This is a genomic window from Pseudomonas sp. SWRI179 (assembly GCF_014268705.1).
GTDB classification, from domain to species: Bacteria; Pseudomonadota; Gammaproteobacteria; order Pseudomonadales; family Pseudomonadaceae; genus Aquipseudomonas; species Aquipseudomonas zanjanensis.
In genome coordinates this window covers 19,373-33,007 of record NZ_JABWRA010000018.1, presented here as the reverse complement: position 1 = coordinate 33,007, position 13,635 = coordinate 19,373, and the positions used below count along the sequence as shown (strand labels likewise).

Sequence of the window (13,635 nt, the reverse complement as noted above, 5' to 3'; positions counted from 1 at the left end):
TAGCCCTTACTTGGAGTAGAGCTCGACAATCAGGCTTTCGTTGATGTCGGCGGACAGATCACTGCGAGCAGGAACGTTCTTGAAAACGCCCGACTTCTTCTCAGTGTCTACTTCTACCCATTCTACGCGGCCACGTTGGGCACACAGATCGAGAGCTTGGACAATGCGAAGTTGGTTCTTTGCTTTCTCGCGAACAGCAACCACGTCACCAGCACGAACCTGGTAGGACGGAACGTTTACGGTCTGACCGTTAACGCTGATCGACTTGTGCGATACCAGCTGACGGGATTCGGCACGAGTAGAACCGAAACCCATACGGTATACAACGTTGTCCAGACGGCATTCGAGCAGTTGCAACAGGTTTTCGCCGGTTGCGCCTTTCTTGCCAGCTGCTTCTTTGTAGTAGCCGCTGAATTGACGCTCGAGAACGCCGTAGATACGACGGACCTTCTGCTTTTCACGCAGTTGGGTGCCGTAGTCGGACTGGCGACCGCGGCGTTGGCCGTGGATACCAGGTGCTGCTTCAATGTTGCACTTCGATTCGATCGCGCGCACGCCGCTCTTCAGAAAAAGATCGGTGCCTTCGCGACGAGCGAGTTTGCATTTTGGACCAATGTAACGAGCCATTCTTTACAATCTCCTGGATTACACGCGGCGCTTCTTCGGCGGACGGCACCCGTTGTGCGGGATTGGCGTCACGTCGGTGATGCTGGCGATCTTGTAGCCACAGCCGTTCAAAGCGCGGACTGCGGATTCACGACCTGGACCTGGACCCTTGACGTTGACGTCGAGGTTTTTCAGGCCGTATTCCAGCGCAGCTTGACCAGCACGCTCAGCAGCTACTTGAGCAGCGAACGGGGTGGACTTGCGGGAACCGCGGAAACCCGAACCACCGGAGGTAGCCCAGGAAAGAGCGTTACCTTGACGGTCGGTAATGGTCACGATGGTGTTGTTAAAAGAAGCATGGATGTGGGCGATGCCATCAACCACTGTCTTTTTAACTTTTTTACGAGGACGAGCAGCAGGTTTTGCCATGATTAAATTCCTGTCGATTCGCTGGGGCGATTACTTGCGGATCGGCTTACGCGGACCTTTACGGGTACGCGCGTTGGTCTTGGTACGCTGACCGCGTACTGGCAGACCACGACGATGACGCAGACCGCGATAGCAACCGAGGTCCATCAAGCGCTTGATTTTCATGTTGATTTCGCGACGCAGGTCACCTTCAGTGGTGAACTTCGCCACTTCGCCACGCAGCTGTTCGATCTGCTCGTCGCTCAGATCTTTGATCTTTGCCGCTGGGTTGACCCCAGCCACTGCACAAATTTTCTGCGCAGTAGTGCGACCAACACCATAGATGTAGGTCAGCGAGATAACAGTATGCTTGTTATCTGGAATGTTGACGCCTGCAATACGGGCCATTCAGTGGGACTCCAATTGACAGCTACCTACGCCCCGGAAGCCAAGAAATAGGGCGCGAGATAATATCGCTGTAATAACAAATAATCAACCCGGCAGCGCACTAGCTGCCGGGCTTAAAGCACAATCACACTCAGCCTTGGCGCTGTTTGTGACGCGGTTCCGCGCTGCAAATTACCCGAACAACACCTTCGCGGCGAATAATCTTGCAGTTACGGCACAGCTTTTTCACCGATGCACGAACTTTCATCACCAACTCCTCGAACCTTATGGACGCTACTCAGCGCAACATGCCGCTGCCGTAGCCCTTCAGGTTGGCTTTCTTCATCAGGGATTCGTACTGGTGCGAAACGAGGTGCGATTGTACTTGGGACATGAAGTCCATCACAACCACGACCACGATCAGCAACGAGGTCCCGCCAAGGTAGAACGGTACGTTTGCCGCAACCACCAGGAACTGGGGAAGCAAGCAGACGGCCGTCATGTAAAGAGCACCGAACAAGGTCAAACGAGTCAGAACGCCATCAATGTAGCGCGCCGACTGCTCACCTGGACGGATGCCCGGAATAAAGGCACCGGACTTCTTCAGGTTTTCCGCTACGTCTTTCGGATTGAACATCAACGCCGTATAGAAGAAGCAGAAGAAAATAATCCCTGCACTAAACAGCAGAATATTCAACGGCTGACCAGGAGCGATCGACTGCGAGATGTCCTGCAACCAGCCCATACCTTCAGACTGGCCGAACCAGGCACCCAACGAAGCCGGGAACAGCAAGATGCTGCTCGCGAAAATAGCCGGGATAACGCCGGCCATGTTCACCTTCAACGGCAAGTGGCTGGTCTGCGCAGCAAACACCTTGCGGCCCTGCTGACGCTTGGCGTAGTGAACAGCAATACGACGCTGGCCACGCTCAATGAACACCACGAAACCGATAATCGCTACTGCCAGCAAACCGATGGCAACCAGGGCGAAGATGTTGATATCACCCTGACGCGCAGACTCGAAAGACTGCCCGATCGCTCTCGGAAGACCGGCGACGATACCTGCGAAGATCAACATCGAGATACCGTTGCCAACACCACGCTCAGTAATCTGCTCACCCAGCCACATCATGAACATCGCGCCCGCCACAAAAGTGGTTACCGCAACGAAATGGAAGCCAAAGTCACCAGTGAACGCTACGCCCTGCCCCGCCAAGCCGATGGACATGCCAACGGCCTGGACGAGAGCGAGGACGACAGTGAGGTAGCGGGTGTACTGGCTGATCTTGCGACGGCCAGCTTCACCTTCCTTCTTCAACTGCTCCAGCTGCGGGCTGACAGCGGACATCAGCTGCATGATGATCGATGCCGAAATGTACGGCATGATCCCCAGTGCAAAGATGCTCATCCGCTCCAGCGCGCCGCCGGAAAACATGTTGAACAAGCTAAGAATGGTCCCCTCATTCTGTCGAAACAGGTCCGCGAGTCGGTCCGGGTTGATACCTGGAACCGGGATGTGTGCGCCTATTCGGTAGACGATAATCGCCAGGAACAGAAAACGCAGACGAGCCCAGAGTTCAGACATACCGCCTTTGCCGAGCGCAGAGAGAGCACCTTGCTTAGCCATTTATTCCTCGAACTTGCCGCCAGCTGCTTCGATAGCCGCACGCGCACCTTTGGTGGCGCCGATTCCCTTTCCGATGGTGACAGCACGAGCAACTTCGCCCGACAGCATGATTTTCACACGCTGAACGTTCTGGTTGATCACGTTGGCATCCTTCAGGGACTGCACGGTGACGATGTCGCCGTCCACTTTGGCCAGCTCGGACAGACGCACTTCTGCGCGGTCCATGGCTTTCAGGGAAACGAAACCGAACTTCGGCAGACGACGATGCAGCGGCTGTTGACCGCCTTCAAAGCCTGGAGCAATGGTGCCACCGGAGCGGGAGGTCTGACCTTTGTGGCCACGGCCACCGGTCTTGCCCAAACCACTACCGATACCACGGCCCGGACGATGCTTTTCGCGACGGGAACCCGGCGCTGGACTCAGATCATTGAGTTTCATCGATTAACCCTCGACACGCAGCATGTAGTAAGCCTTGTTGATCATCCCGCGATTCTCGGGAGTATCCAGGACTTCTACAGTGTGACCGATGCGACGCAGACCCAAACCCTTAACACACAGTCTGTGGTTAGGGATGCGGCCGGTCATGCTTTTGATCAGCGTAACTTTTACGGTAGCCATGATCAGAAGATCTCCTTGACGCTTTTGCCACGCTTGGCGGCAATGGATTCAGGAGACTGCATTGCTTTCAAACCCTTGAAAGTGGCGTGAACCACGTTTACCGGGTTAGTCGAGCCGTAGCACTTGGCCAGAACGTTCTGAACGCCAGCAACCTCGAGGACAGCACGCATAGCGCCGCCAGCGATGATACCGGTACCTTCAGAAGCAGGCTGCATGTACACCTTCGAAGCGCCATGGGCGGACTTCATTGCGTACTGCAGAGTGGTGCCGTTCAGATCAACCTGGATCATGTTGCGGCGAGCAGCTTCCATTGCCTTCTGGATCGCAGCAGGCACTTCACGCGACTTGCCACGGCCGAAGCCAACACGGCCTTTACCATCACCCACTACGGTCAACGCAGTGAAAGTGAAGATACGGCCGCCTTTAACGGTTTTGGCTACGCGGTTAACTTGAACCAGCTTCTCGATGTAGCCTTCGTCGCGCTTTTGGTCGTTATTTGACATAACTTAGAACTCCAGCCCAGCTTCACGAGCAGCATCAGCCAGCGCCTTGACGCGGCCGTGGTACTTGAAGCCAGAGCGGTCGAAAGCCACCTGCGAGACGCCAGCGGCTTTAGCACGCGTAGCGACCAGCTGGCCAACCTTAGTGGCCGCGTCGATGTTGCCAGTGGCGCCATCACGCAGTTCTTTATCCAAAGTCGAGGCACTTGCCAGGACTTTGTTGCCGTCGGCCGAAATGACCTGGGCGTAGATGTGCTGCGACGAGCGGAACACGCAGAGACGCACGACTTCGAGTTCGTGCATTTTCAGGCGTGCTTTGCGAGCGCGACGCAGTCGAGTAACTTTTTTGTCGGTCATTTGCTATGCCCTACTTCTTCTTGGCTTCTTTACGACGGACGACTTCGTCCGCGTAGCGCACACCTTTGCCTTTGTACGGCTCTGGTGGACGGAAGTCGCGGATCTCGGCGGCCACTTGACCTACCAGCTGCTTGTCGATGCCCTTGATCAGGATATCGGTCTGGCTAGGAGTCTCAGCGGTGATGCCTTCCGGCAGTTCATAATCCACTGGGTGCGAGAAGCCAAGAGCCAGGTTCAGCACTGTGCCTTTTGCTTGCGCTTTGTAACCAACACCGACCAGCTGGAGCTTGCGCTCGAAGCCTTGGCTTACGCCTTGGACCATGTTGTTTACCAACGCACGAGTGGTACCAGCCATTGCGCGAGTCTGTTGATCGCCATTGCGAGCAGCGAAACGCAGCTCACCAGCTTCTTCAACGATCTCGACGGACGAATGGATGTTCAGTTGCAGAGTGCCCTTGGCACCCTTCACCGAAAGCTGTTGGCCTGCGAATTTGACTTCGACACCGGCTGGCAGCTTAACGGGGTTCTTAGCGACGCGTGACATGCTTATCCCCCCTTAGAACACAGTGCAAAGAACTTCGCCGCCGACACCGGCAGCGCGCGCAGCACGATCCGTCATCACACCCTTGTTGGTGGAGACGATAGACACACCGAGACCGCCACGAACTTTTGGCAGATCATCGACGGACTTGTACTGACGCAGGCCTGGACGGCTAACGCGCTTCACTTCCTCGATGACCGGACGGCCTTCGAAGTACTTCAGCTCGATGGACAGCAGAGGCTTGATTTCGCTGCTGATCTGATAACCCGCAATGTAACCTTCGTCCTTCAGGACTTTGGCAACAGCTACCTTCAACGTGGAAGATGGCATGCTTACGACGGACTTTTCAGCCATCTGGGCATTACGGATACGAGTTAGCATGTCCGCTAACGGGTCCTGCATACTCATGGGCTAGACGCTCCTAATACACAAAAAATTAGCCTTTCGGCTAGTACGTGTCGCCGAGCGCATCCGTGCAATAAAAACACGGGCTCAGGCGAGCCGGGTATTCTAGACACACCCCACAAATGAATCAAGCCCCAATAGGGGCTTGATTCAAGTTCAAGGTCACCGGCGGTCAGGATCTTGCGACCTCGAACGCCGTGACTTTGACAGTGCTTACCAGCTGGCTTTAACCAGACCTGGAACGTCACCACGCATTGCAGCTTGACGCAACATGTTACGGCCAAGGCCGAACTTGCGGTACACGCCGTGCGGACGACCAGTCAGGCGGCAGCGGTTACGCATGCGCGAGGCGCTTGCGTCACGTGGCTGCTTCTGCAGGGCTACGGTAGCTTCCCAACGCGCTTCTGGACTTGCGTTCAGATCAACGATGATAGCTTTCAGCGCTGCACGCTTGGTGGCGTACTTGGCAACGGTGAGCTGACGCTTCAGCTCACGGTTCTTCATGCTCTTCTTGGCCATTTTCCTACTCCAATCAGTTGCGGAACGGGAATTTGAAAGCGCGCAGCAGTGCGCGACCTTCATCATCCGTCCGAGCAGTGGTGGTCAGGGTAATGTCCAGACCGCGGAGAGCGTCGATCTTGTCGTAATCGATTTCCGGGAAAATGATCTGCTCTTTAACGCCCATGCTGTAGTTACCACGACCATCGAAGGACTTGGCATTCAGGCCGCGGAAGTCGCGAACCCGAGGCAGGGAGATCGACAGCAGACGATCCAGGAACTCGTACATACGCTCACGGCGCAGGGTCACTTTGACGCCGATCGGCCAACCTTCACGGACTTTAAAGCCAGCGATGGATTTCCGAGCGTAAGTCACGACGACTTTCTGACCGGTGATCTTTTCCAGGTCAGCAACAGCGTGCTCGATGACTTTTTTGTCGCCGATCGCTTCGCCCAGACCCATGTTCAGGGTGATTTTGGTAACGCGCGGAACTTCCATCACGTTCGAAAGCTTAAGTTCTTCCTTAAGTTTCGGTGCGATTTCCTTCCGGTAAATCTCTTTTAGTCGTGCCATGGTCTTCTACCTAGCAGTGTTCAAGCATCAACCGCTTTTTGGGTCGACTTGAAGACACGAATTTTCTTACCGTCTTCTACTTTGAAACCAACGCGGTCAGCCTTGTTGGTTTCGCCGTTGAAGATGGCGACGTTGGAAGCGTGCAGTGGCGCTTCTTTCTCGACGATACCGCCCTGTACGCCCGACATCGGGTTAGGCTTGGTATGACGCTTGACCAGGTTCAGACCACCCACAACCAAACGGTTGTCAGCAAGAACCTTCAGCACCTTACCGCGCTTACCTTTGTCTTTGCCGGCGATCACGATGATCTCGTCGTCACGACGAATCTTTTGCATGTCGGATCTCCTTACAGCACTTCTGGGGCGAGCGAGACGATCTTCATGAACTTCTCAGTACGAAGTTCACGGGTCACTGGCCCAAAGATACGGGTGCCGATCGGCTCTTGCTTGTTGTTCAACAGAACAGCAGCGTTGCCATCAAAGCGGATGATGGAGCCGTCAGCACGACGAACGCCATGGCGAGTGCGGACTACAACAGCAGTCATCACTTGGCCTTTTTTCACCTTACCGCGAGGAATTGCTTCCTTGACGGTAACTTTGATGATGTCACCGATACCAGCGTAACGACGATGGGAGCCACCCAGCACCTTGATGCACATAACACGGCGAGCGCCGCTGTTATCGGCCACATCGAGCATGGATTGAGTCTGAATCATATAATTTCTCCGACCCCTAGTCCTTAGACTTCCACAGCGCGTTCGAGAACATCAACCAGCGCCCAAGACTTGGTCTTGGCCAAAGGACGAGTTTCACGAATAGTGACTTTGTCGCCGATGTGGCACTGATTGGTTTCGTCGTGCGCGTGCAGCTTAGTCGAACGCTTAACGTATTTACCGTAGATCGGGTGCTTAACGCGACGCTCGATCAGAACGGTGATGGTTTTGTCCATCTTGTCGCTGACAACACGGCCAGTCAGCGTACGGACAGTTTTTTCGGCTTCAGCCATGATTACTTACCTGCCTGCTGGTTGAGCACAGTTTTCACGCGAGCGATGTCACGCTTAACTTGCGAGAGCAGATGAGACTGCCCCAACTGGCCAGTTGCTTTCTGCATACGCAGATTGAACTGGTCGCGCAGCAGGCCGAGCAGTTGCTCGTTCAGCTGCTGTGCTGATTTTTCACGAAGTTCATTCGCTTTCATCACATCACCGTCCGTTTAACAAAGGAGGTGGCGAGCGGCAGCTTTGCAGCAGCCAGGGCGAAAGCCTCACGCGCCAGCTCTTCAGAAACACCCTCGATTTCATACAGGACTTTGCCTGGCTGAATCTGGGCAACCCAGTACTCCACGTTACCCTTACCTTTACCCATCCGAACTTCGAGTGGCTTCTTGGTGACAGGCTTGTCCGGGAATACACGGATCCAGATCTTGCCGCCACGTTTTACGTGACGGGTCAGAGCACGACGCGCTGACTCGATCTGACGAGCGGTGAGACGACCACGAGCAACAGACTTCAGCGCGAACTCGCCGAAGCTGACTTTGCTACCGCGCAATGCCAGGCCACGGTTGTGACCGGTCATCTGCTTGCGGAACTTCGTACGCTTTGGTTGCAACATTTGGCGTACCCCTTACTTAGCAGCTTTTTTACGAGGCGCTGGTGCTTGTGGTTTCAGTTCTTCTTGGCGACCACCAATTACTTCGCCTTTGAAGATCCAAACCTTTACACCGATCACACCGTAAGTGGTGTGAGCTTCGTAGTTGGCATAGTCGATGTCGGCACGCAGGGTGTGCAGTGGCACACGACCTTCGCGATACCATTCAGTACGTGCGATTTCAGCACCGCCGAGACGACCGCTCACTTGGATTTTGATGCCTTTGGCACCAATGCGCATTGCGTTCTGTACAGCGCGCTTCATAGCGCGACGGAACATGACGCGACGCTCCAGCTGCTGAGCTACGCTCTGCGCAACCAGCATACCGTCGAGCTCCGGCTTGCGGATCTCTTCGATATTGATGTGCACAGGCACACCCATTTGCTTGGTCAGGTCCTGACGCAGTTTCTCAACATCTTCACCTTTCTTCCCGATAACGATACCTGGACGAGCGGTGTGGATGGTGATACGTGCAGTCTGCGCCGGACGATGGATATCGATACGGCTTACGGACGCGCTTTTTAGTTTGTCTTGGAGATACTCACGCACCTTCAGATCAGCGAACAAGTAGTCCGCATAAGTCCGACCGTCTGCGTACCAGACGGAGGTGTGCTCCTTGACGATTCCCAGGCGAATGCCAATGGGATGTACTTTCTGACCCATCTCTTCGACTCCGTTACTTGTCAGCAACCTTGACAGTGATATGGCAAGACCGCTTGACGATGCGATCAGCACGGCCTTTGGCACGTGGCATGATGCGCTTCAGCGAACGCCCTTCGTTGACGAAAACGGTGCTGACCTTCAGGTCATCAACGTCTGCGCCTTCGTTATGCTCGGCGTTGGCTACGGCCGACTCCAGCACTTTCTTCATGATCTCGGCGGCTTTCTTACTGCTGAAAGCCAACAGGTTGAGCGCTTCGCCCACCTTCTTCCCGCGGATCTGGTCGGCGACCAAGCGGGCTTTCTGGGCGGAGATTCGAGCGCCCGACAACTTAGCGGCTACTTCCATTTCCTAACCCCTTAACGCTTGGCTTTCTTGTCTGCCACGTGCCCACGATAAGTGCGGGTACCGGCGAACTCGCCCAGTTTGTGGCCGACCATGTCTTCGTTAACGAGAACTGGGACGTGTTGACGACCGTTGTGTACTGCGATGGTCAGACCGACCATTTGTGGCAGGATCATCGAACGACGCGACCAGGTCTTAACTGGTTTGCGATCGTTCTTTTCCGCCGCCACTTCGATCTTCTTCAGTAGGTGAAGATCAATAAAAGGACCTTTTTTCAGAGAACGTGGCACTGTCGTATCCCTCTATTTACTTGCGACGACGGACGATCATTTTGTCGGTACGCTTATTACCACGAGTCTTCGCGCCCTTAGTCGGGAAGCCCCATGGCGATACCGGATGACGACCACCAGAGGTACGACCTTCACCACCACCATGTGGGTGGTCAACCGGGTTCATGGCAACACCACGAACGGTTGGGCGAACGCCACGCCAGCGCTTGGCACCAGCTTTACCCAACGAACGCAGGCTGTGCTCGGAGTTCGAGACTTCGCCCAGGGTCGCACGGCATTCAGCCAGTACTTTACGCATCTCACCAGAACGCAGACGCAGGGTCACGTAGACACCTTCACGAGCGATCAGCTGAGCCGAAGCACCAGCGGAACGAGCGATCTGTGCGCCTTTACCTGGCTTCAATTCGATGCCGTGTACGGTGCTACCAACTGGAATGTTACGCAGTTGCAGAGCGTTGCCCGGCTTGATCGGTGCCAGGGCACCTGCGATCAGCTGGTCGCCAGCGCTCACGCCTTTAGGGGCGATGATGTAGCGACGCTCGCCATCTGCGTACAGCAGCAGAGCGATGTGAGCAGTACGGTTTGGATCGTATTCGATACGCTCGACGGTGGCAGCGATGCCATCCTTGTCGTTGCGACGGAAGTCGACCAGACGATAATGCTGCTTATGACCACCACCGATGTGACGCGTGGTAATACGGCCATTGTTGTTACGACCACCAGACTTCGATTTTTTCTCGAGCAGCGGTGCGTGAGGAGCGCCTTTATGCAGCTCCTGGTTGACCACCTTGACCACAAAACGGCGGCCAGGGGAAGTCGGTTTGCATTTAACGATTGCCATGATGCACCCCTTCCTTACTCAGCACTGCTGCTGAAATCGAGATCTTGGCCTGGCTGAAGGGAGATAACTGCCTTCTTCCAGTCATTACGCTTGCCCAGACCGCGAGCAGTGCGCTTGCTTTTACCCAGTACGTTCAGGGTAGTCACGCGCTCTACTTTCACGCTGAACAGGCTTTCGACGGCCTTCTTGATTTCCAGCTTGGTTGCGTCAGTCGCAACCTTGAAAACGAACTGGCCTTTCTTGTCTGCCAGAACCGTAGCCTTCTCGGAAACGTGCGGGCCAAGCAGAACTTTAAATACGCGTTCCTGGTTCATCCCAGCAGCTCCTCGAATTTCTTCACGGCCGACACGGTGATCAACACCTTGTCGTATGCGATCAGACTGACCGGATCGGAACCTTGAACGTCACGAACATCGACGTGCGGCAGGTTGCGAGCAGCCAGGTACAGGTTCTGATCAACAGCGTCAGACACGATCAGGACGTCAGTCAGGCCCATGCCGTTCAGCTTGTTCAGCAGATCTTTGGTTTTCGGTGCTTCAACAGCGAAGTCCTGAACCACGACCAGACGATCAGTACGCACCAGCTCAGCAAGGATGGAACGCATTGCTGCGCGATACATCTTCTTGTTCAGCTTTTGGGAGTGATCCTGAGGACGAGCTGCGAAAGTGGTACCGCCGCCACGCCAGATTGGGCTACGGATAGTACCGGCACGAGCACGGCCAGTACCTTTCTGACGCCATGGGCGCTTACCGCCACCAGAAACGTCGGAACGGGTCTTTTGCTGCTTGCTACCTTGACGGCCGCCAGCCATGTAGGCCACGACTGCTTGGTGAACCAGCGTCTCGTTGAATTCGCCGCCAAATGTCAGTTCGGAAACTTCGATCGCTTGAGCGTCATTTACATTTAATTGCATGTCAGCTTCCCCTTAACCGCGAGCCTTGGCTGCTGGACGTACAACCAAGTTGCCGCCAGTAGCGCCAGGAACAGCGCCCTTGACCAACAACAGATTGCGTTCAGCGTCCACGCGCACTACTTCGAGGGACTGCACGGTCACGCGCTCAGCGCCCATATGACCGGACATTTTTTTGCCCTTGAATACACGACCAGGAGTCTGGCACTGGCCGATAGAGCCTGGAACGCGGTGGGATACGGAGTTACCGTGGGTGTTATCTTGCCCGCGGAAGTTCCAACGCTTGATCGTACCCTGGAAGCCTTTACCCTTGGACTGACCGGTTACATCAACCAGTTGACCAGCGGCGAAGATTTCAGCGTTGATCAGATCGCCGGCCTGGTACTCGCCTTCTTCAAGGCGGAATTCCATTACGGTACGACCAGCGGCAACGTTCGCCTTGGCGAAGTGGCCAGCCTGAGCTGCTGTTACACGCGAAGCGCGACGCTCGCCGACAGTGACTTGCACTGCACGATAGCCATCGGTCTCTTCAGTTTTGAACTGGGTGACGCGATTCGGCTCGATCTCAATGACCGTGACCGGAATGGAGACACCTTCTTCGGTGAAAATACGGGTCATACCGCATTTACGACCGACTACACCAATAGTCATGTTGTAAACCTCATGAGTGTACGGGGCTTTCACCCGCTATGGCCGCCCATTTCAGAGCGTTACACGACTAAGACCGAGTCTTAGCCGAGGCTGATCTGCACTTCCACACCGGCCGCAAGATCAAGCTTCATAAGTGCATCAACGGTTTTATCCGTTGGCTGGACGATGTCCAGAACGCGCTTATGAGTACGGATCTCGTACTGGTCACGCGCGTCTTTGTTGACGTGCGGGGAGACCAGAACGGTGAACCGCTCTTTACGGGTAGGCAGTGGAATTGGACCACGCACTTGAGCACCAGTACGTTTCGCGGTTTCCACGATTTCCTGGGTGGATTGGTCGATCAGGCGATGGTCGAAAGCCTTCAACCTGATACGGATTTGCTGATTTTGCATTGGATTTCAGACTCCGGCTGCTATTCCCACCGAGCGCAATACGCCCGTTAAAAGGAGGCGCAATTCTATAGACGCCCCATATAGGTGTCAACCCAATAAAAAAGCCCCCGCTGGGCGGGGGCTTTCTCAACTCATCGAAGCTGACTCAAAAAGAGCTTACTCGATGATTTTGGCTACGACGCCAGCGCCGACGGTACGACCGCCTTCACGGATAGCGAAACGCAGACCGTCTTCCATTGCGATGGTCTTGATCAGGGTGACAACCATTTTGATGTTGTCGCCTGGCATTACCATTTCAACGCCTTCCGGCAGTTCGCAGTTACCGGTCACGTCAGTGGTCCGGAAGTAGAACTGTGGACGGTAGCCTTTGAAGAACGGAGTGTGACGACCGCCTTCTTCTTTGCTCAGCACGTACACTTCAGCTTCGAACTTGGTGTGCGGCTTGACCGAACCCGGCTTAACCAGAACCTGGCCACGCTCAACGTCGTCACGCTTGGTACCACGCAGCAGAACGCCGCAGTTCTCGCCAGCACGACCTTCGTCGAGCAGCTTACGGAACATTTCAACACCGGTGCAGGTGGTGACGGTGGTGTCACGCAGACCTACGATTTCCAGTGGATCCTGAACCTTGACGATACCGCGCTCGATACGACCAGTCACAACAGTACCGCGACCGGAGATCGAGAATACGTCTTCGATTGGCATCAGGAACGGCTTGTCGATAACACGAACTGGCTCTGGGATGTAGCTGTCCAGAGTTTCTACCAGACGCTTGACAGCGGTGGTACCCATTTCGTTGTCGTCTTGGCCGTTCAGAGCCATCAGAGCCGAACCGATGATGATTGGAGTGTCATCACCTGGGAAGTCGTAAGTGCTCAGCAGGTCGCGCACTTCCATCTCAACCAGTTCCAGCAGCTCAGCGTCGTCAACCATGTCAGCCTTGTTCAGGAAGACAACGATGTACGGAACGCCTACCTGACGGGACAGCAGGATGTGCTCACGAGTTTGCGGCATCGGACCATCAGCGGCCGAGCAAACCAGGATCGCGCCGTCCATCTGGGCAGCACCGGTGATCATGTTCTTCACGTAGTCAGCGTGACCTGGGCAGTCAACGTGAGCGTAGTGACGAATCGAAGAGTTGTACTCAACGTGCGCGGTGTTGATGGTGATACCACGAGCCTTCTCTTCCGGAGCGCTGTCGATTTTGTCGAAAGCAACAACGGCCGAACCGAAAACTTCGGAGCAGACGCGAGTCAGAGCAGCAGTCAGAGTGGTTTTACCGTGGTCAACGTGACCAATGGTGCCAACGTTGACGTGCGGTAGGGAACGATCAAATTTTTCTTTAGCCACGACAATTAACTCCTTGCCTAAAGGGC

Annotated in this window: 27 protein-coding genes; all 27 read right to left on the bottom strand. The window is 55.0% G+C overall.

The window, feature by feature from the left end:
• Window positions 1–6: 6 nt before the first annotated feature.
• The 27 genes from rpsD to tuf all read right to left on the bottom strand — a co-directional run bounded on the left by rpsD (window position 7) and on the right by tuf (window position 13,609).
• Window positions 7–627, bottom strand: a complete 621-nt coding sequence (rpsD, locus tag HU767_RS12455) for a 30S ribosomal protein S4 (RefSeq protein ID WP_003176404.1) — start codon at window positions 625–627, stop codon at window positions 7–9.
• 18 nt (window positions 628–645) lie between these two features.
• Complete coding sequence (gene rpsK / locus HU767_RS12450; protein WP_002555466.1) at window positions 646–1,035, bottom strand: 30S ribosomal protein S11; 390 nt, start codon at window positions 1,033–1,035, stop codon at window positions 646–648.
• Window positions 1,036–1,065: 30 nt separating this feature from the next.
• Window positions 1,066–1,422 (bottom strand): 30S ribosomal protein S13, encoded by a 357-nt coding sequence (gene rpsM / locus HU767_RS12445; RefSeq protein WP_003194635.1) that lies wholly within the window; start codon window positions 1,420–1,422, stop codon window positions 1,066–1,068.
• Window positions 1,423–1,552: 130 nt separating this feature from the next.
• On the bottom strand, window positions 1,553–1,669 hold the full coding sequence (rpmJ, locus tag HU767_RS12440; RefSeq protein ID WP_002555468.1) for a 50S ribosomal protein L36: 117 nt from the start codon (window positions 1,667–1,669) through the stop codon (window positions 1,553–1,555).
• Window positions 1,670–1,699: 30 nt separating this feature from the next.
• Window positions 1,700–3,028 carry a preprotein translocase subunit SecY gene (gene secY / locus HU767_RS12435; protein ID WP_018612224.1) on the bottom strand — a complete coding sequence of 443 codons (1,329 nt, stop codon included), beginning with the start codon at window positions 3,026–3,028 and terminating at the stop codon, window positions 1,700–1,702.
• Window positions 3,029–3,466 (bottom strand): 50S ribosomal protein L15, encoded by a 438-nt coding sequence (gene rplO / locus HU767_RS12430; RefSeq protein ID WP_003186032.1) that lies wholly within the window; start codon window positions 3,464–3,466, stop codon window positions 3,029–3,031.
• A gap of 3 nt (window positions 3,467–3,469) precedes the next feature.
• Window positions 3,470–3,646, bottom strand: a complete 177-nt coding sequence (gene rpmD / locus HU767_RS12425) for a 50S ribosomal protein L30 (RefSeq protein ID WP_010438202.1) — start codon at window positions 3,644–3,646, stop codon at window positions 3,470–3,472.
• A 2-nt stretch (window positions 3,647–3,648) separates the two neighbouring features.
• Window positions 3,649–4,149 carry a 30S ribosomal protein S5 gene (gene rpsE / locus HU767_RS12420; protein WP_003186035.1) on the bottom strand — a complete coding sequence of 167 codons (501 nt, stop codon included), beginning with the start codon at window positions 4,147–4,149 and terminating at the stop codon, window positions 3,649–3,651.
• A 3-nt stretch (window positions 4,150–4,152) separates the two neighbouring features.
• Window positions 4,153–4,503, bottom strand: coding sequence for a 50S ribosomal protein L18 (gene rplR, locus HU767_RS12415; RefSeq protein WP_003186037.1), 351 nt, complete (start codon window positions 4,501–4,503; stop codon window positions 4,153–4,155).
• Window positions 4,504–4,513: 10 nt separating this feature from the next.
• Window positions 4,514–5,047: a 50S ribosomal protein L6 gene (gene rplF, locus HU767_RS12410; RefSeq protein WP_003186039.1), complete on the bottom strand. Its 534-nt coding sequence runs from the start codon at window positions 5,045–5,047 to the stop codon at window positions 4,514–4,516.
• A gap of 12 nt (window positions 5,048–5,059) precedes the next feature.
• Entirely contained in the window at window positions 5,060–5,452 is a 393-nt protein-coding gene (gene rpsH / locus HU767_RS12405; protein ID WP_003186040.1) for a 30S ribosomal protein S8, read from the bottom strand.
• Between the two features lie 210 nt (window positions 5,453–5,662).
• The gene (gene rpsN / locus HU767_RS12400; protein WP_003186042.1) at window positions 5,663–5,968 is read right to left on the bottom strand and encodes a 30S ribosomal protein S14; all 306 of its coding nucleotides are present in this window, start codon (window positions 5,966–5,968) and stop codon (window positions 5,663–5,665) included.
• Window positions 5,969–5,981: 13 nt separating this feature from the next.
• A complete protein-coding gene (gene rplE / locus HU767_RS12395; protein WP_003186044.1) occupies window positions 5,982–6,521 on the bottom strand; it encodes a 50S ribosomal protein L5 in 540 nt (179 codons plus the stop codon).
• Between the two features lie 20 nt (window positions 6,522–6,541).
• Window positions 6,542–6,856: a 50S ribosomal protein L24 gene (gene rplX / locus HU767_RS12390; RefSeq protein WP_003186046.1), complete on the bottom strand. Its 315-nt coding sequence runs from the start codon at window positions 6,854–6,856 to the stop codon at window positions 6,542–6,544.
• 11 nt (window positions 6,857–6,867) lie between these two features.
• Window positions 6,868–7,236 (bottom strand): 50S ribosomal protein L14, encoded by a 369-nt coding sequence (gene rplN / locus HU767_RS12385; protein WP_002555479.1) that lies wholly within the window; start codon window positions 7,234–7,236, stop codon window positions 6,868–6,870.
• Window positions 7,237–7,259: 23 nt separating this feature from the next.
• Window positions 7,260–7,526 (bottom strand): 30S ribosomal protein S17, encoded by a 267-nt coding sequence (gene rpsQ / locus HU767_RS12380; RefSeq protein ID WP_003176419.1) that lies wholly within the window; start codon window positions 7,524–7,526, stop codon window positions 7,260–7,262.
• Window positions 7,527–7,528: 2 nt separating this feature from the next.
• Window positions 7,529–7,720, bottom strand: coding sequence for a 50S ribosomal protein L29 (gene rpmC, locus HU767_RS12375; protein ID WP_002555481.1), 192 nt, complete (start codon window positions 7,718–7,720; stop codon window positions 7,529–7,531).
• On the bottom strand, window positions 7,720–8,133 hold the full coding sequence (gene rplP, locus HU767_RS12370) for a 50S ribosomal protein L16 (protein ID WP_003186052.1): 414 nt from the start codon (window positions 8,131–8,133) through the stop codon (window positions 7,720–7,722). Before rplP ends, rpmC begins: the two co-directional genes overlap by 1 nt.
• Before the next feature lie 12 nt (window positions 8,134–8,145).
• The gene (gene rpsC / locus HU767_RS12365) at window positions 8,146–8,832 is read right to left on the bottom strand and encodes a 30S ribosomal protein S3 (protein WP_003176422.1); all 687 of its coding nucleotides are present in this window, start codon (window positions 8,830–8,832) and stop codon (window positions 8,146–8,148) included.
• Between the two features lie 13 nt (window positions 8,833–8,845).
• The gene (rplV, locus tag HU767_RS12360; RefSeq protein WP_003103908.1) at window positions 8,846–9,178 is read right to left on the bottom strand and encodes a 50S ribosomal protein L22; all 333 of its coding nucleotides are present in this window, start codon (window positions 9,176–9,178) and stop codon (window positions 8,846–8,848) included.
• Window positions 9,179–9,189: 11 nt separating this feature from the next.
• On the bottom strand, window positions 9,190–9,465 hold the full coding sequence (rpsS, locus tag HU767_RS12355) for a 30S ribosomal protein S19 (RefSeq protein ID WP_002555486.1): 276 nt from the start codon (window positions 9,463–9,465) through the stop codon (window positions 9,190–9,192).
• A gap of 16 nt (window positions 9,466–9,481) precedes the next feature.
• Entirely contained in the window at window positions 9,482–10,306 is an 825-nt protein-coding gene (gene rplB, locus HU767_RS12350) for a 50S ribosomal protein L2 (protein WP_003186055.1), read from the bottom strand.
• Window positions 10,307–10,320: 14 nt separating this feature from the next.
• Window positions 10,321–10,620: a 50S ribosomal protein L23 gene (gene rplW / locus HU767_RS12345; RefSeq protein WP_002555488.1), complete on the bottom strand. Its 300-nt coding sequence runs from the start codon at window positions 10,618–10,620 to the stop codon at window positions 10,321–10,323.
• Window positions 10,617–11,219 (bottom strand): 50S ribosomal protein L4, encoded by a 603-nt coding sequence (gene rplD / locus HU767_RS12340; RefSeq protein ID WP_003186057.1) that lies wholly within the window; start codon window positions 11,217–11,219, stop codon window positions 10,617–10,619. Before rplD ends, rplW begins: the two co-directional genes overlap by 4 nt.
• Window positions 11,220–11,231: 12 nt before the next feature.
• Complete coding sequence (gene rplC / locus HU767_RS12335) at window positions 11,232–11,867, bottom strand: 50S ribosomal protein L3 (RefSeq protein ID WP_003186059.1); 636 nt, start codon at window positions 11,865–11,867, stop codon at window positions 11,232–11,234.
• A gap of 80 nt (window positions 11,868–11,947) precedes the next feature.
• The gene (gene rpsJ, locus HU767_RS12330) at window positions 11,948–12,259 is read right to left on the bottom strand and encodes a 30S ribosomal protein S10 (RefSeq protein ID WP_003186070.1); all 312 of its coding nucleotides are present in this window, start codon (window positions 12,257–12,259) and stop codon (window positions 11,948–11,950) included.
• Window positions 12,260–12,415: 156 nt separating this feature from the next.
• Window positions 12,416–13,609, bottom strand: coding sequence for an elongation factor Tu (tuf, locus tag HU767_RS12325; RefSeq protein WP_003186071.1), 1,194 nt, complete (start codon window positions 13,607–13,609; stop codon window positions 12,416–12,418).
• Between the last annotated feature and the right edge of the window lie 26 nt (window positions 13,610–13,635).